The sequence below is a fragment of the Helcococcus sp. KG196 genome, from assembly GCF_046035495.1.
Taxonomy (GTDB): domain Bacteria; phylum Bacillota; class Clostridia; order Tissierellales; family Peptoniphilaceae; genus Helcococcus; species Helcococcus ovis.
Window position 1 is genome coordinate 1 of sequence record NZ_JBFNFI010000022.1, and the last position, 25,776, is coordinate 25,776.

Genomic DNA, 25,776 nt, shown 5'->3' on the forward strand with positions numbered 1-25,776 from the left:
AATAAACAATACTACATTTTTAAAAATATTAAAAGCTCTGAAACATACTGTTTACAATGTGTTTCAGAGCTCTTTTAATCGCAAAGTGTCAAACTCGAGATTATAGCATATACTCCTTAAAAATTAAATAGGAGGACTTATGATATATTCATATAAAAAAAGTGATGGAAAAACATGGTATTACATCAAATATAATACCAATGGGAAAAGTTACAAACAAAAAACAACCTTGTTTTTCCAAACAAAAGCGGAACATATCAAAGGTTAGGTAACATTCAAGATAAATTAAACAGATATTGTAAGTTGGAAAATATAAAAAAAATAAGAGTACACGATTTAAGACATACCTACGCAAGTTTGTTATTTGCAAGTGGAGAAACAGCAAAAGAAGTTCAAGAGAGATTAGGACACAGCAGAATTGAAACTACATTAAATATTTACACTCATTTGAATAAAAAACAAAAAATGTTGACTCTTGAGAACTTTATCGGATATATGGATAGTGAAGCTAAGTAACTATCCTATTTTTTTTGAGAACTCTTTGAGAATTTTTTGAGAAAAAATACTATAAATCAATGTAATTCAATGTAATTATATGCAAGTATAAAAAACAGCTTTATTGAAATATAGACATTTGCAACTTAATATAATTCAATAAAACCGTTTAAAATACAATGGTCGGAATGAGAGGATTCGAACCTCCGACCCCTCGGTCCCAAACCGAGTGCTCTACCAAGCTGAGCCACATTCCGACGACTTTTATAGTATATAATAATTTTTTACATTTGTCAAATATTTTTTATATTAAAACTTATGGAACATTTGTTCTTTTTGTGGTATAATATTTTAGAGGTAAATATGGAAAAAGTAAGAATTGCTCATTTAGCTGATTTTCACTTAGGTGGTGAAATTCACGAAAATAATGAATTAAGTAAAAAAATTAATGTTAATTTAATAAAAGGTTTATTAGAAATTTTTAATATGTTAAACCTAGCCAAGGTTGATTTAGTATTGATTGCCGGAGATTTTTATGAAAGTTCCTCATTAGATAAAAATTTACACAATGAGATTAAGAAAATCTTTTCTAATTTTTCCGGTAAGATTATTATAGCTCCAGGAAACCATGACTATATAAGTCTAGACTCCCCTTATATGGAAGAATGGCCGGATAATACATATATATTTAAAAATCAAAAAATAGAATATTTTGAATTTAAAAATCTAAATACAAGAGTTTATGGATTCGCATTTAATCAAAGTCATATTAAATCCCCTATGCTTTCAAATTTTCCTGTTATAGATGAAAAATATATTAATTTAGGGGTATTTCATGGTCAAATGGATGAGATGATGAATTCTTATAATCCGATTTTTATAGAAGATATTAAAAATACAAATTTAGATTATATCGCTCTTGGACATATTCATAAAAGAAGTGAAATAAAAAAAGTTTCTAATACTTACTATGCATATTCCGGAAATCCTGTAGGCAGAGGATTTAATGAAACAGGTATTAAAGGAATTTATCTTGGAGATATTTCTAAAAATAGAAATGGATTAAATTTTTATAAATTAAATAACTCTGAATTTCACACTATAAATTTTGAAATAGATTCATTTATAGACCAAAAAGATTTAGCAGAACAAATTAAAGTTTATTTATTTAACAAATTTGGTGAAAAATATAAAAAAAATTATTACAGGATTAACTTAAATGGTTATATTGAAGAAAATAACTTTATAAATATTGATATGATTACACACTATCTAAGTGAAATTGAATATATTGAATTAAAAGATAACACAAAAATTAAAATAGTTTTTAATCAAATATCATACGAAAATAATCTAAAGGGAATTTTTGTACAAAAAGTATTAAACTCTACGTTGGATGAAAATGACAAAAAAACTATCATTGATATTGGTATAAAAGCACTTGAGGACATATTATGATTAAAGAAATTTACATTAACAATTTTGGAAAATTTAATAATTACTCATTAAAATTAAACAATGGAATAAATATTATTTATGGTAAAAATGAATCCGGAAAAACCACAATATTAAATTTTATTTTAATGGTTTTATATGGTGCAAATTCTAAATCAAATGATATTTCTCAAAATATCAGAAAAAAATATACTCCGTGGAATAATTCTCAAATGAAAGGATATATAGTTTTACAAAAAGATAATATTTTTTATAAAATTGAAAGAACATTTAATCAATCTAATGCTACAGATATAGTTGATGTTTATGAAATAAATACAGGTAAAAAAATAAATCTTTCCAGCCCTAAAGAACCGGGAAAATATTTTTTTGATATGGATTATGAATCTTTTAAGAAAACTTTATTTATTTCTTCCGAATCAACAGTAATTTCTAATGATGGTAAAAAAGACGAAATTACACGAAAATTAATAAATTTGGTAAGTACTGGAGAAGAAGATATTTCTTATAAATCTGCTATTGATAATATCGAAAAAAAAATTGAAGAATATAAATCAAAATCAGGACATAAAGGTAAAATTGTTGAACTAAAATGTGAAATTGCAAATATTAAAAGCGAATTAGAGGAATCCAAAATTGATGAAAAAGATAAATTAAATTTAATAAAGCAAATCCAAAAATTAAATCAAAGTAAGGACAATATTTCTAAAGAAATTGAATATTTAAATAAATTAATCATCTTAAAAGATGAAAAAATTAAAATTTTAAATGAAATTAAAAGTATAGAAAAAGACAGAAGTGAAGAATTTGAAATAAATTCTTTATATTTTAATTTAAATAATAAAAAAAATGAATACAATACACTAAAAGATAAAAAGTTTATAAATGTAATTTCTATACCTTTTATAATGTTTTCTTTTATTTTGAGTGTTTATAATAAACTTTTTTTAATTTTGTTTTTTGCATCTTTAACATATGGAATATATACATATATAAATAACAAAAATAAAATTAAAATAGAATTAAAACAAATTAAAAATGAAATCAGCAATATAAAAGATAATATAGATCAAAAAAATATATTATTAAATGATAAAAATGATGAAATATTTTTTATGAGTAAGGCAATAAACGAGATAAACTCACAGCTTGATTCAAGTAATTATAAATATCTAGAAATTTCTTATGAATCACTTGACAAATTAAAAAATAAAAGAAACACATATGAAAATGAAATCGTAAAATTGAATACCCTATCTAAAGAAAAATATAAAGGTAAAAGAAATTTATCTACAATCACTGAAGACTTAAGTGTAAAAAGATCATATTTACAAGAACTAGAAAAAAAATATGATTTACTTATTAAAACAAAGAGATTTATTGAGAAATCATTTGAAGAATTAGGAATTGATTTTTCAAAAAAATTAAATAAAATTTCATCAAAATATATTATGAAAATAACAAATAATAAATATTCAAATCTTTATATTTCAAATGATTTTAGTATTTCAATTCAGGATAATGAAACTAAAAATTTAAAAGAGTGGAAATATTTAAGCAGTGGTACAATTGATCAAATATATCTAGCACTTAGATTATCTATTATTGAATTAATAGTAAAAAATTATGATGAAAAAACTCTATTACTTGATGATATTTTTATAAGATATGATGAAAACAGGATTGTAGACACCTTTAATTTAATAAAAGAATCTGAATATTCACAAATATTGTTATTCACAAGTAAAAATTTAGAAAATAAAAATAACAATATTAATTTTATTGACATTTAGTTTTTTTATTATATAATAATCTTATCGAGCTCTTTTAGCTCAGTAGGTAGAGCAATGCCATGGTAAGGCAGAGGTCGCTGGTTCGATTCCGGCAAGGAGCACCAATAAGATTATTGTATACGTGTAATTTTACACGTATATTTTTTTATTATACTTATAATTTTTATAAAAACATATATAAAAAGTCCGATGTAAATACTTAATCCAATCAACTAAAATGTTTTTTATTGATTAAATTTTCAATGTATTTACACTGGACTTTTTTCATATTATTAATCCATAAAAAATATAATGCTATATTATACTAAATTTTATTTATAAATAATTTTGAGCTTGAGTTTCAAATAATTCTCTATATAAATTATGTCCTTGCATCAAGTTTTTATGAGTATCAAAACCAACTATCTTTCCTCCATCAAGTAATAAAACTTTATCACTAAATGTTGATGAACTCATTCTATGAGAAATGAAAATAGATGTTTTATTTTCCGTTAAACTAGCAAATTTTTCAAAAATTTCACTTTCTGCAATTGGGTCAAGTGCTGCTGTTGGTTCGTCAAGTATCATTAATGAGCCACCTTTATTTATAGCTCTGGCAATTGCAAGTTTTTGATTTTGACCGCCAGAAAAATTAGTTGCATTTTCTTCTAAAGTCTTATCTAGATAGGTGTCCATTCCCTTTTCAAGTTTATTTACAGCTTCTAGCATATTAACTTGTTCAAGACTCTTTATTGCCTTATCTCTATTATTTTCATGCGGCATTATATTTTCAAATATTGTGTATGGAAATAACTTAAAATCTTGAAATACTGCTGATATTTGACTAATATAACTTTCTTCCTCAATATCATAAATATTTACACCATTCCATAAGATTTCTCCACTATCAGGAGTAAAAAATTTACAGATTAATTTAACAATTGTTGATTTTCCAGCGTTATTTAATCCAACTATTGAAATTTTCTCTCCTTTATTTATCTTAAATGATATATCATCTAAAATAATCCTATCTGTATTTGGATAAGTAAATGTAACATTCTTAAATTCAAGAGTTTCAAATTCATCGATTTTTATAGTACCATTAAAATTGTCGTTATCTAATTCTAGGAAATCATTCCAAGGAGTTAAATGAGCAATAGACATATTTAGTCTAGATATAGATTCTGCAATCATTTTTACTTCTTGTGAAATTGTATTTGTAGAATTATATATTAAAGTAAATTGCCCAATACTAATAACGGGACCAAATTTATCACTTAAAAGTCTGACAGCATTATATGATATTGCCAAAAATGTAATTAAAGATGTCGATATCAATTCAAATACACTAATTATAGAATCATTATAAGTTAACTTTTTTATCCAATTAAAAACTTGATTGTTAAAAAAATCCATTTTTTCTTTCCATATATAAGCTAATTTATAAATTCTAAATTCCTTTTGATGTTTTTCTCCTAAAGCATTCATGAAAAAATATGAAAATTTTCTATTAATCGGGACATTTTCTTGCATTAATTTATCAAATTTTTTTCTAAAGAATATTACTCCGGCTGAACTCAAAATTAAAATCATTGATAATAAAATTGTATAAATTATACTGTAGGAAAAAAATAAAATAGCCACTAATGAAACTATACTAAAAATAGCAGTAAGTACATTTTGTATAGATTCAAGTGTTAATTTAATTATTCCCCAAGATATCGGCATTTCCGATCTTTGAATTAAATCTAAAGTTGCAGGATTTTCCAATTCTTTATATTTTACAGAAAGAGCTTTTTCAGAAATTTTGCTTTCTAATATTTTAGAAATGAATGTATCTAATTTTGACAATTTCATTGTAACAAATGCAGAAATTTGTTTCAGTAAATACAGTCCTAAATAAAATATGAATGCAGAAATTACTATTTCCTTAAATCCTTTTCTATTTATAATCATATCTATAATCGTTGCAGGTAAATACATTGTAGCAATAGTAACTGTTGTATTAAGTACAATGCTTAAAATTACAAATAAAAAATATTTTTTATCTATATTCCATGTTTCCTTCATAAGTCTTATGATTACTTTATTTTTAAGCATTTTTACCCTCCTTATAGTATTTACCTTGTGTTTCAAACATATTTCTATAATTTTCACATTCTCTTAAAAGATTTTCATGATTATCTTTAGCAATAATTTCTCCTCCATCTAAAAACATAATTTCATCACAGAATTTGGTTGATGCAAGCCTATGAGAAATGAAAATACCTGTTTTATTTCCCATATACGCATCAAATTCTTGATAAATCTTCTCTTCTGCAAAAGCATCTAATGCAGAAGTCGGTTCATCCATTATCATTACAGATGTATCTGGTTTATATAAAGCTCTAGCTATCATAAGCTTTTGATTTTCTCCACCTGATAAAATTTGTCCGTCCTCATATAGAACTTTTAGTAATTCTTGATTGTATATTTTATCAAATTTAGAAATCTTATCCCATAGTCCAACTTTTTCAAGTGTAAATTTAACTTTATCAAAATCAATATCTTTTGAATTTACAGCGATATTTTCAGCAACTGTCATAGCCAAGGGTTCAGTTTCTTGAAATACTACACTAAACAATTTAAATCTTGCATTATCTGACAATTCCATCATATCTATATCATTAATATAAATTTTTCCGGTTATAGGTCTATGTAAACCTGTCATTAACTTAATTATAGTTGTTTTACCAGCTCCATTCACACCTACAACTGCAACTTTTTTACCTGCTTCTATTTCAAAATTTAGATTTTCAAAAACATAATTTTCTGCACCCGGATATTTAAATGAAACATTTTCAAATTTAATACTTACAGGTCCATCAAAATCAATATTTTTTCCATCTTTATTTAAATTTAAATTAGATTCAAAAAATTCAACCGTATCCATATAATATGGAATATTTTCTAATATTTTTGATAATTGTTCTTTAATTGAATAAAAAGTATTTGAAAATATAACAATTAGGCTTAATAACATTACCAAATCCGAAACTTCAATTTTTCCTATACTTGTCAAATAAACTAAAATAGATATTGATAAAAAATCCGACATATAAATTATAAAATTTTCAAAAAAAGACAATTTGAATTTATACCTATATTCTTTGTTTACTGCTCTTGTATATCTTTTTATAAATAACTTTATATTATCAAATAATCTTTTTTTCAGTTCAAATATTCTAATATCTTTTCCATAACTGAAATCATTTATAGTTTCTTTATATTTTGCAAATTTTCTCAATTCATTTGTACGAGAATCTTTGTTATTATAAACAAATTTTGCGTATTTGTCAGAAAATATAAGATTTAATAAAACACTAAATAACACAATTAAAATGATTAAAAATGATTGCTTTATTAAAATAAAAATAAATAAAAGTACAACAAATAAATTCTCCAATAATATCTGACTACTTAGATTTAATATTGAAAATCCTGCATTTTCTCCTCCAACACCAGATATAGCCTGATTTATTTTCAGATTAAATTTTGCATCTTCAAAATAAATAAAATCCATAGTCATTATTTTTTCAGTAACATTAGTAAAAATATTTAATCTTTTCCTACTAATTATAAAAAATAGTTTATTTTTTATAATTATGCGTATTATGCTCAATATAACAAAAATTAAACTATATATTAAAACCACTATTATAATATTAGATGCCGTTGTTTCTTTTAATTTAATCATATCAAGTATGTACTTCAATATTATTACGGACATAACTGTACTAACGCCGTGAAATAATGTGTTGATTATAACATAATATTTATTATTACCTGAAAACATAAATGAAAGTATATGTTTAAAATAAAATGAAATTTTTGATTTCAAGTTTCTATTCTTATTCTCCATTTTATCCTCCTAATTTCTTAAAATAATCAGATATTTCTAATAATGTTTTTTTATTTAAACTAAAGTACATTTTTCTACCTTCAGTTCTTGTATTAACAAGTTTATTTTGAATCAGATTATTTATATGATAACTTACTGTAGCTGTTGTTAAATTAAGATTGTCAGCAATTTCTTTACCATACATTTCTCTTATAGATAACAAATTTATTATTTCTAATCTTGTATAATCATTAAGCATTCTAATTATATCTTTAATTTTTTCATTTCTTTCTTCATCAATTTTATATTCAAATAATAGACTTTGTAAAATACCTATTAACACTATAAACTCGACTTTTTTATAATCTTCTATCTGCACAAATAATGAAACATTATAATCATATGAAATAAAAATGGAAGAATAAAAAACTAAGTTTCCATCCATTTGCTCAACATTATGATTCCTTAAATCTGTCCATAATGACGTGTTTTTATATTTTTCATTTTTAACTGATTTGAAAGAATTTTCAAAATTTTTTTCTATCAAATAAAAATTTTTTGAAATAATATTTTCCAAATCACTAAGCATTTTTATAAAATTATCAAGAATATTGTTTACATTCATAGATAATTTAACTAATAAAAACTTCTGCCTATCATTAAATGATGAGTTTTCTATTGACTCAATCACACTATATAAGTCTGAAAAAACTACTTTTTTATTTTTAAATTCTAAGTTTGAAGCGTAATTTGAAATATATATAAAATCAGCAATACTTTTTAATATATCATCTTGTTTAAACTCACTAAAAGATTTTTTGTTGTTTAAATATGAAATAAAAGCATACTCACTTATTGAATTTTTACCATCTTCATATTTATTAAAAAATTCATTAAATTGAGAGTTTTTAGATAAAATTTTTTTTACTTCTTTTGTTACATTATTAATATATTTTGCTATATTCTTAAACTTAGTTTCAAATTCACTTTTAGTAATTCTATATTTTTCAAAATCTATTGGATAATATTCTTTATTATTAAATATTTCAGTTGCTACTAATAGAGCATCTAACTTGTATAATGGCTCTGTTAAATATATAGAATTCATTATTACCTCCATATTACAAATATATTAGATTCAAATCTAATATAAATATTATATCCACATCTTATTTATGTGTCAATATATTATTTTAAGTAAAAAAAAAGACAGAACTTTTACATTCCATCTCTAAAAAATTTAATATCTTCTAAGTGATTCTTTATTTTCAAGTAATTTTCTTGTTAACTCCAACTCACTTGATTCTATTTTACTTAATTGATTCATCCAATTAAGTGATTTGCCAACTCCTCTAACTATAGCTGTAACCGGACTATCCGCTATTGAAACAGATATTTTTATTTTTTCTTCTATTTTTTCACGGATTCCTAATATCAAAGCTCCACCACCTGCTAACAATGCTCCATTTTCATATAAATCTGAAACTAATTCCGGTGGTGTTGTTGATAGTACTCTTTGAACTCCGTTTGCTATTTCTTCAATAACTTTTGATAATGCAATCTCTATATCTTCTTTATAAACAATAATTTCTTGAGGCAAACCACTGAAAAGATTCCTTCCTTTTACATTAATCCCATCTTCATCACTAATTTTTACAATTTCTTTCTTTATACGTTCAGCTGTTTTTTCACCAATTATCAGATTTTTATTTTCTCTAATATATTTCATAATTGCTTCATCACAAGAATCACCAGCAAATCTTATAGAATCCGAAACTACTATTCCCCCTCTTGAAATTACTGCTATATCTGTAGTACCTCCACCTATATCAATTATAAGGTTACCCTCAGTTTCCCCAATTTCAATACCTGCTCCAATAGCTGCAGCTAAAGGTTCTTCTATCAAATAAACTTCATTTGCTCCCGCTTTTAATCCCGCTTGCTTTACCGCTCTTTTTTGAACTTGCGTAGCTCCGGAGGGCACACAAATAATAACATTAGGCCTTATAATTGTATTACCAACAGCATTTTTTATAAAATATTTAAGCATTTGCTCTGTTGATACATAATCATTTATAACACCTTCCTTTAATGGTCTAACCGCAATTATATTTCCCGGTGTCCTTCCAAGCATTTTACTCGCTTCTTCTCCAACTGCAATGACAGAATTTGTAAATTTATCAACTGCAACTACAGAAGGTTCATTTATAATTACACCGTCTTTTCTTGTAAATACTAAAACTGATGTGGTTCCTAAATCTATCGCTATTCTTTTTCTGAAATTCATAACTTTCCCCATAAAATCTATTTTTTACTAATATCAATTTGTTTTTCAATTAATTTTTTCTTAGAATACTCTCTAACTAATACATATACAGTTGCAACAAGGGGCACAAATATTATCATTCCTATAATTCCCATTAGTGCACCTCCTAAAGTAATAGCAACCATAATCCATATCGCAGGTATTCCGACTTTTGAACCTACTAATTTTGGATAAATATAATTACCATCTATTTGTTGAGCAACTATTATATAAACTAAAAATATTAATCCTTTTGTTGGACTGGTTATAGAGATTAGCACAGTAGAAATTACAGCTCCAACTAAAGCACCAATATATGGTATAAGATTTAATAAGCCAGCTGTTACCCCTAAAATCAAAGAATATGGTGCTCCTATAATCGTAATGCCGGAAAATACAATAATTCCTAATAATATTGCTTCTAAAAACTGTCCTGAAAAGAAATTGTAAAAATTTTTATATAATAATCTTGATACATAAACAATTTTATCCGCTAGCTTTTCACTAAAGAGTGCATAAGTTACTTGCTTTGCATTTTTTCTCAATCTATCTTTACTACTCAATATATATATAGAAAAAGAAATTGATAAAAATCCTTCAAAAAAACTACTAAATATTCTACTTACAACATTAAATGTACCTGATGCAATTAAAGCTCCATCATTTTTTAAAATCTCTATAACTTTATTAATAAGATTTTGAACCTGCACCTCTTCAATAAATTTCTGTACATTTTTACCTAATTCTGCACTCATAGGCATATTTTTCAATTTATCTATGGAATTATTAACTAAATCCGGTAATTGATACATAAGATTTAATACCGATGTAATAAATTTCGGTAAAACTACAGATAAGAAAAATGTAATTAATAATAACATACTCAAAAAGGCTAAAATCATAGATACAAGATCTCTTACTTTTTTATTTTTCAACCCTAAATATTTAAACAATTTTTCATATTGATTCATTACCATATTAGCTATAAAAGCAATAACAAAACCAATAATTATAGGTCTTGAATATATCAATAAATCTATAAATATTTTAGAAACTGTTGTAAATTTAAAAATAAAAAAATAAAATCCAATTCCACTAAAAACAACTATTAACTTCTTAAAAATATCTCGTCTTTCTTCATTATTTAATTTCATATTTCACCTCTAAAATATTATAACATAAACTATCAATAGAATAACTTATTTTTTTATTGTATAATTCTAATATGGAGGCGTAATGAAAAAGAAATTAGTTTTTGATATGGATGGTACATTATTCAACACTATGGGAATGTGGATGAATATAATAGAAGAAATTTTAAATCATAAAGAATTAATAAATGATTTAGACCCAATGGAAACTCGTCAAGATTCAATGATAGATTTTGCATATGGTTTTATAAAAGAAAAATTAAGAGAATATGATAAAAATAAGGTTTTAAGACTTCTTCATAATTATTTTATAAATGCTTACAGCAAAAATGATTTATGCAAAGAAAATGTTAAAGAAAAGCTAGCAGAACTTCACAATATGGGATATGAAATATATCTTGCAACTGCTACCGATTTTGAATATGCAAACACAGGAATTACAAGTAATGGCTTAAAGCATTACTTCAAAGATATTTTTACTCCTGATACAATACATTCTAGCAAACATCATATAAGTTATTATGAAAAAATTTTAAATAAACTTGAAACTCAGCCTGAAAATATTGTGTTCTTTGATGATTCGATGTATGCAAATGAATTTGCAAATAAAATAGGCTTTACATCCGTTGCTGTATTTGATAAACATACAAATTTTATGGAAGAAAATATTAAAATATCAAATTTTTATATCGAAAATTTTAATCAAATAGATGACAAAATTTTAAAATAAAACAAAATGGTGCGTAACACCCATAATTTTATCGCACCATTTTTTATTATTTTAACCCATAAATATTAAATATTTCATTTTTATAATAATTAAATAATTTCTTTACATCATGACTATCTGTATAGACGTCATCTTCAGAATCTGAAAGTAGAAATTTACTTAAAATTGATTTTTTCTTGCCATACAAATTATAAATTTCATAATTATTTATCCATTTAGTATTATCGTACTTGTTTTTATCCAAAATAACTAAATATTGTTTATTTTCTTTTATTGGAATGTATCCCTCAACTGGAACAATAAATTTATTTACATTAGAATGATATTCTACAGGTTCATTTATAAATATTTGTTTTGAAATCTTTTCCTTTGAAAAATTTTTTAATACAACAACTTTTAGTAATCTTCCTGAAGGATAAAATCCTTCAACTTTTGACAATTTAACTTCTAATGCAACCCCCTTATTTTTATCATGCATGGAAATTATATTATCATAATATTCTTTTTTCTTAGTATCATTTATTTTTGAAATATTAAAGTCACTAACTTTAGAATTGCTCAATAATTCATCATTATTTTTTATAGTACTATTAACATAAAATGTATATAAAATTAAAAATGTTGATAGAATAAATATACCTATAAACCCAAAATATTTTTTCATTATTTTACCTCTGAAATCTTCCCATCATTTAATCTAAATATCCTATCTGAAAATATTTCTATATCACTTTTATTATGAGAAGCAATCAATATTATAGCACCATTTTTCTTAAAATCTTGTAATATTTTATAAAATAGTTGTATGCCGTCTTCATCTAAGGCATTTGTAGGTTCATCAAAAATTAAAAGTCTCGGATTTTCAAAAATAGCCTGAGCTATTGAAAGTCTTTGTTTCATTCCTAGAGAATACTTTTTATATATTCTATTATCTTTATAACTAAGACCTACTTTTTCTAACGAATTTATAATATCTTGTTCTGTAGAAATTTTTTTTATATATGACAATTTTTTCAAATTTTCAAAACCTGTTAAATCTTCCCAAAATCCATTTGAATCTATTACAATCCCAATACTACTAGGAAAGGATACATCTTTCCCTATTTTCTCTCCAAAAATTTCTATACTTCCACTATCTACATTAATCAATCCGGAAATAGCTCTAAAAAGCATTGTTTTTCCCGAACCATTAACTCCAACAAATCCATAAATATTTCCTGCATCTAATGATAAATTTATATCATTTAATATATTTACACCTTTAATATTTTTATTCAAATTTTTAATTACAAGATCATTCATTTTCCCTCCTAATTCTAAAAATATCTCTTTTTGTGATAATATAAAAAATTAAAAATAATTCAATAATCACTAATGATATACAAATTAATAAATAATATGAAAATATCAAATTATATAGAAATATATTAACCACAAACAAAAGTGTTGCTGAAATAGTAGCAATAAATTTAACCACAAAAAATGATAAAATTAAAATAAATAATGCAAACAAAAATAACATAAAAGTAAACAATAATAAATCTAATAATATTTGATAATAATTAATAGAATAAATTTTATCATGCATATAAGCCAAAAACAAAGATATAAGTAATTTTAAAAACGAAAAAAATAGACATTCATAAAATATTTTGATTATTGATTTTTTTATATATAAATATAAATGTCCGTATCTTATCATTTCAAAATATCTATCCTTACTTATTAAATAAAATATTTTTTCTGATATTATAAAAAATATTAATATATATATAAATAAAATATATATTCCAAAAACATTATTATCTTTTATTGAATTAAATTCTAACAATAAACTTTTATTCCCTTTAACATTAAATAAATATCCCACATAGATGTTAGATATATATAACTGTAATAAAAAATATATATATTTTTTAAGATTTTTCATTATTCCCCCTTAATATATCCTTATTACAGATAACATAATAAAATATATGTAATATAAAAATTATCGTTAATACGTAAAAAATACAATTAAAAATATATATAAACAAATTATTTTTAAATATATTTATCGGTAACATTTTAATAGATAATACAAATACATTATCAAATAATCTTGGTAAAGAATATTCCAAACCAATAATAAAAAATATACAAATATATGCTATAAAATCACTAAATAAAAAATATAAAATAAAAAACATTAAATTAAATGTACAAATACCCACTAAAAATAACAGAAAATATAAGATATAATTTAATATAAAATAAATATCTATATAACTTTTTAATATTAAACTTATTTCTATAAAAGAAATAAGAAATAGTGAGACAACAAAAATAATCAATCTAAATATTATTTTTCTTATCAAAAAAATTATATATTTACGTAGTGAATTAAATCTTAAAATAATTTTTTCATTTCTGTATATATTTATATTTCTAAAAACAAACATTATAGATAACGGAATATATATAATCAATAAATTATCATGGGTAAAACTTAAATTCATCATAGTAAATATATTATCTAAATCATTTATAGTTAGGTTTCTAGAATAAAAAAAATATCTAAATACAACTAATGAAATTAATATTGTTAAAAGTAAATAATATTCAATCAAATTTTGTTTCTTTATTTTCATTATAGTTCATCCTTTAAGTACAACACTTTTATGTTTATAAAAATAAAACTCAAAATTATTAAAATGATTAAATCCAATATAAAGTATAACAAGTTTAATCTTAAAACAAGATTATACTCTACAAATAAATAATGAATAGGAAATATATTTGTATGTCCTGAAAAACTTAAAATAAAATTAATTAAAATAAAAATAATAATAGAAAATATAACTAAATTAATTTTATTAAATTTATTATAAATCAATGATAATGAATAAACAAATGTAGCCCAAATAGAATAAAATATTAAACAAAATATAAAATGAATGATATTAACTATGTAAGGACTATAAATAAACATACTTTTAAATAAAAGTTTGCTATCCATTATATTTACAAAAAAACCTCTTTCATCTAACAAATTAGGTCCATTTTTTAAATTTCCAATTATTGAAATTAAAAAATTTATCCCTAATGGTAATAAAAACATAATAAATGTAGTAATAAAAACAACAAAACAGTTAATAAAATAATAATTTTTTCTTCCTAAATTAATTAAAAAATAGTTTTTTTTACCAGTAAATTTATCCTCTAAGTAAATTACCGAAGTAGGAATAACAGCAATTAAAACAGCAAAAACATGGTAAAAATATGATGTTAAAATAATCTCATAATCATCCGGAAATCCCATAAATAATTTAAATGAAGATAAAGTAAAATTTGCAAATTTATTTAAATTGTATGATATACTGTAAAAATAATCTATTAATGCAAATACAAATATAAATAAAATAGCAAATTGAAAAATTGTTGATTTAACTATATTGCACATTCTTAACTTAAAATACCTAAATTGCATATTCCCCTCTAATTAAATACGGCGACCATATCAAGAGTATATGGTCGCCATAAACTTTATTTAAAATCTACGTAACCTCTAACAGTAACGTTTACCAATGTAAACAATCTCTTGTTCTCTACAATACAATTATATCAAAAAAAAATTAACAATGTAAATACATTAATAATATAATTCATTAATTTTTATTTAAAATAAAAAAGCAGATTTCTCTGCCTTTTTTGGAGTTAATTATGATGAAAAAGAATAAACAATTTGTGCCAGTCATCATTTATCTATCTTTTACATTTTTATAATAACAAATTTTGAAAACATTGTCAAACTTTTAAGAATAAAAAACGCTAAGAATATCTATTATTTTCATAAATAAAACCATTAATATTATCAAAATAATGTAATATCAATGTTTTTACAGGAAAATATTTTCATAAAAATATTAAATTTTTTTAATAATTTTTAAGAGTTCTTCATTATTTTTACTATTTTCAAATAATTTAATTAGTTGAGGTAAAGAATCTTCCTCTTTAGTATCTTTATTCATACGTCTCACTTTAACAAAAGCTTCTCGTGTTTCTTCATCTAAAAGCAGGTCATCTCTTCTCGTTCCACTCTTTAGAATATTAATAGCAGGAAAAATCCTCATCTCAGAAAGAGATCTATCAAGATGTAATTCCATATTTCCAGTTCCCTTAAACTCTTCATAAATCATATCATCCATTCTCGATCCGGTATCCACAAGACATGTAGCAAGAATTGTCAATGAACCTCCTTCTTCGATATTTCTTGCAGCACCAAAAAATCTTTTAGGTTTATGAAGTGCAATAGGATCCAAACCACCAGAAAGTGTTTTTCCTGATGATGGAGTAAGAATATTGTATGCTCTAGCCATCCTCGTAATTGAATCAAGTAAAATTACAACATCTTTTCCTTCTTCTACAAGCCTTTTCGCCCTTTCAAGTGTCATTTCAGATAATCTTGCATGATTTTCTAATTGTTCATCAAATGTTGATGCGATTATTTCAGTTTTATAGAGTTGATCTCTTCCTTCAGTAAATTTATTTACAGATCTTTCAATATCTGTAACTTCTTCCGGCCTTTCATCAATTAATAAAATAAATATTTTAATCTCAGGATGATTTTTTTCAATTGCATTTGCTATATTTTTTATAATAGTTGTCTTCCCTGTTTTAGGTGGAGAAACGATCAACCCTCTTTGCCCTTTTCCAATTGGGGCAATCATATTTATCATCCTATTTGAAATATGTTCTTTTTCATCTTCTAAATCAATTAAATGAGTTGGATATATTGGCTTTAATGTTTCAAAATCATTTCTCTTATATGCATTTTCAGGGCTATGTCCGTTTAGTCCAAGCACATAAATTAAAGGAGGAAACTTTTCTTTTTCATCTCCACTCGGTCTAATCAAGCCTTTAATATAATCACCTGTTTTTAACTTAAATCTTCTTATTTGTGTTGGAGATACAAAAACATCATTGTCTCCGGATTCAAATTTATTAGTTCTAATAAATCCATATCCATCAGGTAACACTTCCAATAAACCTTTTATTTCAATTGTATCTTTATTTGTATTTTCTTGATAATTTGCTTGTTGAGAATTATTTTTTAGATTTTGATTTTCTTGACTTAAATTATTTAAATTTTTTGAATTTGAATCTTCTTTTACTGTTTCTATTAAACTTATTAACTCATCTTTACTATATTTTGTTATAGATTTTATATTTAACGACTTCGCAAGTTCTCGAAGATCATTAAGTTTCATACTTTTTAAATTTTCTGCCATATTACCTCTATATGTCTATATTAATTGCAGCCATGTTCTAAGAACATAGCTGCAAAAAAATTAATTATTATGCCTTGTGAGCTGAACCAAAAATTTCTATTTTTTCTTTAACACCGTCAATTATTGCTTGAGCCGGTTTAGCTAAAATTTTTCTTGGATCAAAGCCTTTTCCTTCTTTATCTTTTCCTGCTTCAATGTAATTTCTAACTTCCGCAGCAAATGCCCATTGTAATTCTGTGTTTACATTAACTTTTGAAATACCTAATTTAATAGCATCTTGAACCATTTTTGCCGGAATTCCTGTACCACCATGTAATACCATCGGAACTGATCCAACTGTTTTTTGGATTTCTGCTAAAACTTCTAAATCTAATCCTTCCCAGTTTTCCGGATAAGCACCGTGAATATTACCGATACCTGCTGCTAAAAAGTCAATTCCACATTCCACTAATTGTAAACATTCTTTAGGATCTGCTACCTCCCCTTTACCAACAACTCCATCTTCTTCACCACCAATTGAACCAACTTCTGCTTCAACTGATATTCCTTTTTCATGAGCTAATTTAACAATTTCTCTTGTTTTTTGTAAATTTTCTTCAATATCATAATGTGAGCCATCAAACATTACTGATGTAAATCCGGCAGCTATAGCTTTTTGAGCTCCTTCATATGAACCATGATCCAAATGAATTGCTACAGGAACTGTAATATTTAAATCTTTTATTAATCCTTTTACCATACCTACTACAGTATTATAACCACCCATGTATTTACCGGCACCTTCTGAAACACCTAAGATTACAGGTGATTTAACTTCTTCACATGCCAATAAAATTGATTTTGTCCATTCTAAGTTATTAATGTTAAATTGTCCTACTGCATATTTTCCTTCTAAAGCTTTTTTAAGCATACCACTTGCTTCTACTAAAGGCATAATTTCCTCCTAAATATTTATTTAATATAACCTTACTTATTAATTATACAACTAAAAATAATATTTAACAATTATATTTTCCAGATTTCTTCAGCATATTGTTTGATTGTTCTGTCAGATGAGAATAATCCGCTGTTAGCTATATTTATCAATCCTTTTCTAGCATATCCTCTTCTATCTCTGTAAGCTTCATCTACTCTCTTATGTGCTTCAACATATGATGCAAAATCTTCTAATAAGTAATAAACATCAGCTCTATTTCCATCTTTAGGATCTATTAAACTATTGTAAATATCTAAGAAATGATTTGTCCCCTCGTCAGATATTCTTTCTTCTTTTATTAAAGCATCAACTACTTTCTTTACTCTCTCATCTGAATTATAGATATTTATAGGGTTATATGTGTAAGCTAATTCATTAATTTCTTCTTCCGTTCTACCAAATAGGAAGTTGTTTTCTAATCCGGCTTCTCTGAAAATCTCAACATTAGCTCCATCCATTGTTCCCAATGTAGGTGTACCATTCATCATGAATTTCATATTCCCCGTACCACTTGCTTCTTTACCGGCTGTTGAAATTTGTTCTGAAACATCAGCTGCCGGGAATAATTTTTCAGCATAGGACACTCTATAGTTTTGAATAAATACAACTTTTATCTTGCCATTGATTTCTGAATCATTGTTGATTAATTTACTAATTTCATTAATGAACTTGATAATACCTTTAGCTCTAAAATATCCTGGAGCTGCTTTAGCACCAAATATAAATGTAACTGGGTGCATATCTAATGAAGGATTTACTTTCAATTCATAATATAAATGCAAAATGTGCAAAGCATTTAATAATTGTCTTTTATACTCATGTAATCTCTTAATTTGAATATCAAAAATTGAATTAGGATCAATTTCAATACCTTCATATTTTTTAATATATTTTGCTAATTGAACTTTCTTTTCAAATTTAATTTCATTTAATTTATCTAAAACTTTCACATCATCAGCAAATTTTTCTAATCCTTTTAATTTAGTCATATCATGTTTCCAATCTTCTGACTTCAATAATTTATCAATATATGCTGTTAATTGTGGATTTGAATATTGCAACCATCTTCTTGGAGTTACACCATTTGTCTTATTATTGAATTTTTCAGGATATAGTTTAAACCATTGATTTAATGTTTCTTTTTTCAAAATAATTGTATGTAATTCTGCTACACCATTTATACTTGTAGAAACATATGTTGCTAAAAATGCCATTTCAACCATTTCATTTTTCACAATTCTATATGGTTCCATTTCTTCTAAACTATAACCTTTTTCTTGCAATGATTCTAATAATCTCTTATCAATTTCTTTAATAATATCAACAGCTCTTGGAGAAACTTCATGAATTAAATCTAAATTCCATTTTTCTAAAGCTTCTTGTAATACAGTATGATTTGTAAAAGCAAATACTTTTGTCGCTAATCCAAATGCATCATCCCATGATAGGTTTTCTTCATCCAATAAAATTCTGATTAATTCAGGTATTGCAATAACCGGATGAGTATCATTTAATTGAAATATATGATATTTATGGAACTGACTAAAGTTTTTATCTTCAGGGTACAATCTCTTATATTTTTGTACAATTTCTTGTAATGAAGCCGATACAAAGAAATATTGTTGTAACAATCTCAATAATTTACCTTGTCTAATATTATCATTTGGATACAATACCCTTGTTATATCTTCAGCTCTATTTTTTTCACTAACTGATTCATCATATCTAAAATCGTTAAAATCCTGAAAATCAAATCCATCATTTTTGATAGCTTCTGATTGCCACAATCTTAATGTATTAACTACTCCATTTTTATATCCAACAACCGGAACATCATATGGAACCGCTTTCACTTTAAAATTTCTAAAGTTTACAATTTGTGATTCACTTTCTTTTCTTAACGACCAAAAATCACCTCTAGCTACCCAAGAATCTCCCTCTTCTAATTGGAATCCATTTTCAAATCTTTGTTTGAAAATACCTTGAGAGTATCTTACTCCATATCCATGTAAATTTAACCCTTCTGTTGCTCCTGACTCCATGAAACAAGCTGCAAGTCTACCTAAACCTCCATTACCTAAAGCTGCATCATCCTCTTCATCTTCAATTTCATCAAAATCAATATCTAAATCTTTCAATATTTCTTTTACTTCATCAATAATACCTAGATTTAATAAATTATTACCTAATGAACGACCAATTAAAAACTCAGCTGAAAAATAAAATGCATTTCTTTCAGTTCTATTTTTTTTATTTGTCTCTAACCAATCTTTACTAATCATATCCATAATTGTTTCTGATAGAGCATGGTATTTTTCAAATTTAGTTGAATCTTCAAAACTCTTTACATATTTCTGTTCTAAATTTGATTTAAAATTTTCAATAAATTGTTTCCTATTCAATTTCTTCATTTTACCCCCAAATATTTTTTTATAAATATTTAATACGTACATTATAACATAATATATTTAAAAATGTAATATCCTGTACTAAGAACGCTAAAAATGTGATAAAATATATGAAATAATTAATATTTGAAAACTTTCATTAAACTTGGAGGAAATATGAGAACATCTTGGGAAGAATATTTTATGCATATAGCTGAAAGCATATCTGAAAGAGGAACTTGTGATAGAGCATACGTTGGATGTGTTTTAGTAAATAAGGATAATAGAATTGTTTCAACGGGATATAACGGATCAATTTCGGGTAATCCTCAATGCGATGAGGTCGGGCATGTTATGAGAGAAGGTCATTGTATCGCAACAATACACGCCGAAATGAATGCATTATTATATTGTGCAAAAGAGGGGATTTCAGTAAAAAACACAACTTGTTACGTGACGCATTTTCCATGCTTAAATTGTACAAAATCACTAATTCAAGCTGGTATAATTAAAATATACTACAGACATGGATATAGAATGGATGAATATGCAATAGAACTATTAGAAAAAAATAATATAGAATATATTCAAATTTAATAAAGGGGCTATTGCAAAATAACTAAAAAAGTTATTTTGCAATGCCCCATTAATAATAAACAAATTAAATTTTAAATAAATTATTATTTAGTTTTATCCCATTTTCCGGAATTATCCACATGATATTTTCCTATCCATTCTGATTTTGCCATCTTGCCGTTATTTTTTAAATAATAGTTCCCTTGCCATTTATTTTTTGCATATGAACCGTCTTTATTTAAGTAATACCATGAATTATAGCTATTATCAAATATCCATTCTGATTTTGCCATCTTACCGTCATTCTTTAAATAATAGCTTCCTTGCCATTTATTTTTTGCATATGAACCGTCTTTATTTAAGTAATACCATGAATTATAGCTATTATCAAATATCCATTCTGATTTTGCCATCTTGCCGTCATTCTTTAAATAATAACTTCCTTGCCATTTATTTTTTGCAATTTTTCCTTCACTATCTAAATAATAGTAATCATCTCCCTTTTGTATCCATTTATTTTTTTCTTCAGTATATCCTAATTCTTTAAGTCTTTTATTGTGACTTTCATTTAATACAGAATGTAATTTCTTTACAACATCATAATTTGCAGGTTTGATAGTATCATCTCCGTCAACAATACCTGATCTCTCAATCGCAAATGCAAATACCCCACCTTTTGTTCCATCTTCTTTGTTTTTCGGTTGCCAATCAGCACTTCTATAAGCAAATGTTTCTTCTAGTTTAGCATTTTTATTTCTATTCCAATCATATTTTTTTCCAGAGGATAAATTAAACCATTTATTCCAATCTCCTTCTTCATAAAATGAAAATCCTGGAACGAATTTACTTGCAGGTATAAATTCCTTAAATGTCTTAAATATATCGTCTAAATTCTCTTGTCTGTATGATTGATATAAAACATAATCATAATTTTTAGCTGTTCTCTTAAACAATTCTTGACTTCCAAGCTTATCGGTGTCAAATATAAATAATTTATCTTTATTTTTACTATTTGGTCCAATTAGCTTACCTATCTCATTTATTACTCCTACCGCCATTTTTAATTGTTCTTCAGGAAGAGAATGTTTTTCATAGTCAACATCTAATCCATCCAAATTATCTCTTTCAACATATTCTTTTACTAATAATTTCGCTAAATCTTTATGTCCTTGAGGGGTATTTTCAAATTTTCTTAATTCACATTTTTCCCCTGCTTTTTTTTCTCCATCACATGGAACATATGAAGTATTTAAAACCAATCCTATATCTATAGTCCTAACAACTTTTGTCCCATTTTTGTGTAAATTATTTACATATTCTGGTAATTTTTTCCAAAATGGACTACCTCTATGTCCATAGTCATTATCAATCCAGTTTACAAATAGAAAAGCAACATCTACCTCTTTAGGCAATCCATCAAAATTTTGAATCCCCTTTCTGTCTCCTTTTTCTTGACCTCTAACTTCTTTTCCATTCATTTTATCATGCCATGCTCTATAGTATCCGAATAATAATGGTTTTTTTATTTTTTCCAAATTCTTTATTGAAGAATCAGCCTTTACAATACTATTAAATGATAAAATATTCATAATAAATGTAACCGCTAATAAAAAACTTGAGAACTTTCTTAATATATTTTTCAATTTTCACTCCTTAAAATTAAATTAATTATCTTTTACGTATACGCCTTATTTTATTGATTGTTTAACATATTCATCAATTTACATATAAATCATTCCAAATAATATTAAAATAGAAAACATTATCAATGAATATAAATTAAAAATATCAATATAGGTTAAAATTATTATTTACTAAATAAATCTACATAATATCAACTCCTATTACAATAAAATTTTTACATTACCAATAATAACTTTTTTAATAATCATATGCAAACTTTTTCTTGATTTAGATTGAATTTTCATTTAAACCTATTTTTTGTTTTCCGTTATGAATTCCTTTTCATGATTTTATAATTGATTATATTAAGAAACACAAAAAAATAGACCATCAATTACCCCTTTCAAAAAATAAATCTTTTTGAGGGAATCTTAATTTTGATAGTCTAAATTATTTATTTTAATTTTTCTTCTAAAATTGGTCTTGGATTTTTACCTTCTTCAAATACTAAAGCTTTTTCCTCCCCAACTATATATACAAGAGGAACTGATATCTTACCTGATGTAGTTTTTGATTTTAACTCTTCATTTTTAGAAATTGATTTTGTACTATTTCTTACAATCTTTAACGAATCCTTAAATAAACTTTTAATTAAGTCTGGTTTTTTACCGGATAATTTTTTTGTATAAGCTTCTTCAATAACTTTATCTTGTTCTTCTTTTTTTTCTAATTTAGAAATTTTATCCAAAAACGTTTGACTCATAACTTCTTTTAAATATTTAAATCCATTTTCCGGATCATTTTCTGCTATAGATAAAATATTTGATGAAATTGTATCAGAATATGAAATAAAAGTTTCATCCGATCCTTTTGGACGCCCCAAAAATGACATTGGCACATACTTAATTAAAGTGTTTTTCCCCATAATATCTGTAATATATGAATTAACTTCTGTTTCTAATACAACACAATACGGACAAAGTGGGTCAAAATACCATTCAACAATTTTTGAATATTTTTTTGAATCTTCCTTAGGAATCACAATTCCTTTGTTATTAACATAAAACGCTCCATTATCAATATATTTTAATTCTTTAGAATTATTTTCTACAACATTTGTATTTGTATTATTTTTTTGTATTGAACATGCTGCTAAAGATAAACATATTAGCAATGCAGCAACTACAATTTTAATTTTTTTCATATTACCCCTATCTTTTTTTCATACTTCCAAAAATTTCTCTAATTCAAATTTTTTTCGTTCTTTAAATTTTTAATTAATTTCTCCTGATTCAATAAAACTAGATATACCTACCTTTATATCAGATACAAATACAGGTATATCTTTTTTACGAATTGTTCAGCAATAACTTTTAAGTTACCGTTTTACCCGAACCTGTAGCTACAGTAAAAAATCCATGTCTATTTAATTTTGATAAATTTATAGATAAATCTTTAACTAAAACAACTGAATTTGTCATCTTATTTTCTCCTATATTTTTATTTATATTCATTTTACCACAAAATCATTACACATTTGTTATTTTATACATTTGTTTTTTATGATATAATTTCTTTAATAAACAAAAAAAAGAAATTAGGTGAGGTATGAAAAGAATAAAAAAAGTTAAATTATCTTTATTAGCTTCAGTTATTATATTAGCAAGCCTAACAGCTTGTTCACATAAGGCAAATTCTTCAGATGAAAGTAAAGATATTAAAAATATTATTACAAAAAATGAAACAAATAAAGAAACAAATAAAGAAACAAATAAAGAAACAAATAAAGAAACAGAATCTAAAAAACACAATGAAACAAAAAATAAAAATAACGAAGACTCTTCTCCTATTGCGAATAAAATAAAAGGAAAAAATCATAATCAAAAATTTAAAAATGTTGCGTATGATGTCAAAGAAATAAGAGAATTATCAAATAATGGAACCTATAAAGGAAAGAAGATTGCTTTTTTAACTTTTGATGATGGCCCAAACAATGTAATCACACCACATGTGCTTGATGTATTAAAAGAAAAAAATGTACCAGCAACATTTTTTATGGTCGGGCATGCTATTAGTGAAAATAGTAAAGAAGTATTAAAAAGAGCATACAATGAAGGCCATGCTATTGGTACACACTCATTAACTCATGATTACGAAACTTTATATCCCGGAAGAGTACCGGATCCGGACGTCGTAGTCAAGGAGGAAAAACAGGCTATAAAACTATTGAAGAAATATTTAGGAAATAATTTTGAATCAAGAGTTTTTAGATATCCGGGTGGACATATGTCTTGGAATAAAGAAGGATTAAAGAAGTCAGATAAAGCTTTAGCTGATTTAAACATTCACTGGATTGATTGGAATACTATGAACGGTGATGCTCAACCTATAAATGATCCAGATTTAGCAAGACCTACCACAGTAGACGAAGTAATAAAAAATTTTGATAAATCAAAAACTTTTACTGCAAACTCTGATATTGCAGTAATATTAATGCATGATGCCGCAGATAAGGATTTAACATTAAAAGCTCTTCCTTCATTAATCGAACATTTAAAAGATCAAGGCTATGAATTTGGAATTTTAGAGTAAAATATGAAATTAAATAGAAACTTACAAAATAAACTAAAAATAATTTTTGTATTTTTAGTGGTAATAGTCGTAATTTTATTTGTAAATGATAGAAGAAAAAAGTCAAAATTGTTAATTTCAGATGAGGAAGCTAAAAGAAAAATCGAAAAAATTTTCAATGATAAAAATATTGAAAAAGTTAAAAATCAAGCACTTATACTTACGAAAAATGACAATTATATGATTATGGTTGTTGGGGACCAATATATCTTAACAGACTTTTCCCAATATCCACCAAAAATTCATCAATACAAATCAAATAAACCGGATATTTACGTAAAAATTATAGAAATAAAAGAGGATGGATATATTATAGAACACGATGATCATACACACTTTGTCCATATGAAGGTAGATCCGAATAAAAGAGTTGGAGATTATATTTATATAAAAGATCCTCATACTTATCTTCAAGATTATTTTGATAATCATGAACATTAAATACTTTAACAATAAACAAGCCCCAGATATTAAAATCCGGGGCTTGTTTATATATTTATTTAAATTTTTATTAAAATCTATTAT

Annotated in this window: 23 protein-coding genes and 2 tRNA genes; 9 read left to right on the top strand and 16 right to left on the bottom strand. The window is 24.9% G+C overall.

Annotation, left to right across the window (positions count from 1 at the left end):
* The first annotated feature begins 139 nt into the window (after nt 1-139).
* Both ABGF45_RS07960 and ABGF45_RS07965 read left to right on the top strand, forming a co-directional pair.
* Nucleotides 140-268 carry a hypothetical protein gene (locus ABGF45_RS07960; RefSeq protein ID WP_280633444.1) on the top strand — a complete coding sequence of 43 codons (129 nt, stop codon included), beginning with the start codon at nt 140-142 and terminating at the stop codon, nt 266-268.
* Nucleotides 269-273: 5 nt separating this feature from the next.
* Nucleotides 274-516 (top strand): tyrosine-type recombinase/integrase, encoded by a 243-nt coding sequence (locus ABGF45_RS07965; RefSeq protein ID WP_245151253.1) that lies wholly within the window; start codon nt 274-276, stop codon nt 514-516.
* A 159-nt stretch (nt 517-675) separates the two neighbouring features.
* Here ABGF45_RS07965 and ABGF45_RS07970 read toward each other — a convergent pair.
* A tRNA-Pro gene (locus tag ABGF45_RS07970) sits at nt 676-752 on the bottom strand.
* Between the two features lie 106 nt (nt 753-858).
* Here ABGF45_RS07970 and ABGF45_RS07975 point away from each other — a divergent pair.
* The 3 genes from ABGF45_RS07975 (at nt 859) to ABGF45_RS07985 (ending at nt 3,847) form a co-directional block, all read left to right on the top strand.
* On the top strand, nt 859-1,953 hold the full coding sequence (locus tag ABGF45_RS07975) for a metallophosphoesterase (protein WP_167554153.1): 1,095 nt from the start codon (nt 859-861) through the stop codon (nt 1,951-1,953).
* Entirely contained in the window at nt 1,950-3,743 is a 1,794-nt protein-coding gene (locus ABGF45_RS07980; RefSeq protein WP_134768877.1) for an ATP-binding protein, read from the top strand. The genes ABGF45_RS07975 and ABGF45_RS07980 overlap by 4 nt, the downstream gene beginning before the upstream one ends.
* Nucleotides 3,744-3,771: 28 nt before the next feature.
* Nucleotides 3,772-3,847, top strand: a tRNA-Thr gene (locus ABGF45_RS07985).
* Nucleotides 3,848-4,058: 211 nt separating this feature from the next.
* Here the strand turns inward: ABGF45_RS07985 and ABGF45_RS07990 are convergent.
* The 5 genes from ABGF45_RS07990 to ABGF45_RS08010 all read right to left on the bottom strand — a co-directional run bounded on the left by ABGF45_RS07990 (nt 4,059) and on the right by ABGF45_RS08010 (nt 11,061).
* Nucleotides 4,059-5,822, bottom strand: coding sequence for an ABC transporter ATP-binding protein (locus ABGF45_RS07990; protein ID WP_134744591.1), 1,764 nt, complete (start codon nt 5,820-5,822; stop codon nt 4,059-4,061).
* Nucleotides 5,815-7,623 carry an ABC transporter ATP-binding protein gene (locus tag ABGF45_RS07995; protein WP_134744590.1) on the bottom strand — a complete coding sequence of 603 codons (1,809 nt, stop codon included), beginning with the start codon at nt 7,621-7,623 and terminating at the stop codon, nt 5,815-5,817. Before ABGF45_RS07995 ends, ABGF45_RS07990 begins: the two co-directional genes overlap by 8 nt.
* Before the next feature lies 1 nt (nt 7,624).
* Nucleotides 7,625-8,710, bottom strand: coding sequence for a helix-turn-helix transcriptional regulator (locus tag ABGF45_RS08000; protein WP_167554152.1), 1,086 nt, complete (start codon nt 8,708-8,710; stop codon nt 7,625-7,627).
* Nucleotides 8,711-8,842: 132 nt separating this feature from the next.
* Nucleotides 8,843-9,889: a rod shape-determining protein gene (locus ABGF45_RS08005; protein ID WP_134710295.1), complete on the bottom strand. Its 1,047-nt coding sequence runs from the start codon at nt 9,887-9,889 to the stop codon at nt 8,843-8,845.
* Nucleotides 9,890-9,906: 17 nt separating this feature from the next.
* Nucleotides 9,907-11,061: an AI-2E family transporter gene (locus ABGF45_RS08010; protein ID WP_134710293.1), complete on the bottom strand. Its 1,155-nt coding sequence runs from the start codon at nt 11,059-11,061 to the stop codon at nt 9,907-9,909.
* 82 nt (nt 11,062-11,143) lie between these two features.
* Here ABGF45_RS08010 and ABGF45_RS08015 point away from each other — a divergent pair, with 82 nt between their 5' ends.
* Entirely contained in the window at nt 11,144-11,788 is a 645-nt protein-coding gene (locus ABGF45_RS08015; protein WP_134710291.1) for an HAD family hydrolase, read from the top strand.
* Nucleotides 11,789-11,834: 46 nt separating this feature from the next.
* Here ABGF45_RS08015 and ABGF45_RS08020 read toward each other — a convergent pair whose 3' ends face one another.
* The 7 genes from ABGF45_RS08020 to ABGF45_RS08050 all read right to left on the bottom strand — a co-directional run bounded on the left by ABGF45_RS08020 (nt 11,835) and on the right by ABGF45_RS08050 (nt 20,445).
* Nucleotides 11,835-12,452: a hypothetical protein gene (locus ABGF45_RS08020; protein ID WP_134744578.1), complete on the bottom strand. Its 618-nt coding sequence runs from the start codon at nt 12,450-12,452 to the stop codon at nt 11,835-11,837.
* Complete coding sequence (locus ABGF45_RS08025) at nt 12,452-13,090, bottom strand: ABC transporter ATP-binding protein (protein WP_134744577.1); 639 nt, start codon at nt 13,088-13,090, stop codon at nt 12,452-12,454. Before ABGF45_RS08025 ends, ABGF45_RS08020 begins: the two co-directional genes overlap by 1 nt.
* Nucleotides 13,083-13,718, bottom strand: coding sequence for a hypothetical protein (locus tag ABGF45_RS08030; RefSeq protein WP_134744576.1), 636 nt, complete (start codon nt 13,716-13,718; stop codon nt 13,083-13,085). Before ABGF45_RS08030 ends, ABGF45_RS08025 begins: the two co-directional genes overlap by 8 nt.
* 699 nt (nt 13,719-14,417) lie before the next feature.
* Nucleotides 14,418-15,257 carry a hypothetical protein gene (locus tag ABGF45_RS08035; RefSeq protein ID WP_134744523.1) on the bottom strand — a complete coding sequence of 280 codons (840 nt, stop codon included), beginning with the start codon at nt 15,255-15,257 and terminating at the stop codon, nt 14,418-14,420.
* 436 nt (nt 15,258-15,693) lie between these two features.
* Nucleotides 15,694-17,058, bottom strand: coding sequence for a transcription termination factor Rho (gene rho, locus ABGF45_RS08040; protein WP_134710281.1), 1,365 nt, complete (start codon nt 17,056-17,058; stop codon nt 15,694-15,696).
* Nucleotides 17,059-17,125: 67 nt separating this feature from the next.
* Nucleotides 17,126-17,992, bottom strand: a complete 867-nt coding sequence (gene fba, locus ABGF45_RS08045; protein ID WP_134744524.1) for a class II fructose-1,6-bisphosphate aldolase — start codon at nt 17,990-17,992, stop codon at nt 17,126-17,128.
* 71 nt (nt 17,993-18,063) lie between these two features.
* Nucleotides 18,064-20,445 carry a glycogen/starch/alpha-glucan phosphorylase gene (locus ABGF45_RS08050; protein WP_134744525.1) on the bottom strand — a complete coding sequence of 794 codons (2,382 nt, stop codon included), beginning with the start codon at nt 20,443-20,445 and terminating at the stop codon, nt 18,064-18,066.
* 153 nt (nt 20,446-20,598) lie between these two features.
* Here ABGF45_RS08050 and ABGF45_RS08055 point away from each other — a divergent pair, with 153 nt between their 5' ends.
* A complete protein-coding gene (locus ABGF45_RS08055; protein ID WP_134710277.1) occupies nt 20,599-21,018 on the top strand; it encodes a cytidine/deoxycytidylate deaminase family protein in 420 nt (139 codons plus the stop codon).
* A gap of 83 nt (nt 21,019-21,101) precedes the next feature.
* On the opposite strand, the gene ABGF45_RS08060 is transcribed toward ABGF45_RS08055, so the two are convergent.
* From ABGF45_RS08060 to ABGF45_RS08070, 3 genes are all read right to left on the bottom strand, one after another.
* On the bottom strand, nt 21,102-22,640 hold the full coding sequence (locus ABGF45_RS08060; protein WP_408132178.1) for a hypothetical protein: 1,539 nt from the start codon (nt 22,638-22,640) through the stop codon (nt 21,102-21,104).
* A gap of 434 nt (nt 22,641-23,074) precedes the next feature.
* Nucleotides 23,075-23,824 (bottom strand): DsbA family protein, encoded by a 750-nt coding sequence (locus tag ABGF45_RS08065; RefSeq protein WP_134710275.1) that lies wholly within the window; start codon nt 23,822-23,824, stop codon nt 23,075-23,077.
* A gap of 169 nt (nt 23,825-23,993) precedes the next feature.
* A complete protein-coding gene (locus ABGF45_RS08070) occupies nt 23,994-24,101 on the bottom strand; it encodes a DUF853 family protein (protein ID WP_167554159.1) in 108 nt (35 codons plus the stop codon).
* A 127-nt stretch (nt 24,102-24,228) separates the two neighbouring features.
* On the opposite strand from ABGF45_RS08070, the gene ABGF45_RS08075 reads away from it, so the two are divergent.
* Both ABGF45_RS08075 and ABGF45_RS08080 read left to right on the top strand, forming a co-directional pair.
* On the top strand, nt 24,229-25,212 hold the full coding sequence (locus ABGF45_RS08075; RefSeq protein WP_134744526.1) for a polysaccharide deacetylase family protein: 984 nt from the start codon (nt 24,229-24,231) through the stop codon (nt 25,210-25,212).
* 3 nt (nt 25,213-25,215) lie between these two features.
* Complete coding sequence (locus tag ABGF45_RS08080; protein ID WP_134710269.1) at nt 25,216-25,692, top strand: hypothetical protein; 477 nt, start codon at nt 25,216-25,218, stop codon at nt 25,690-25,692.
* The last annotated feature ends 84 nt before the right edge of the window (nt 25,693-25,776 follow it).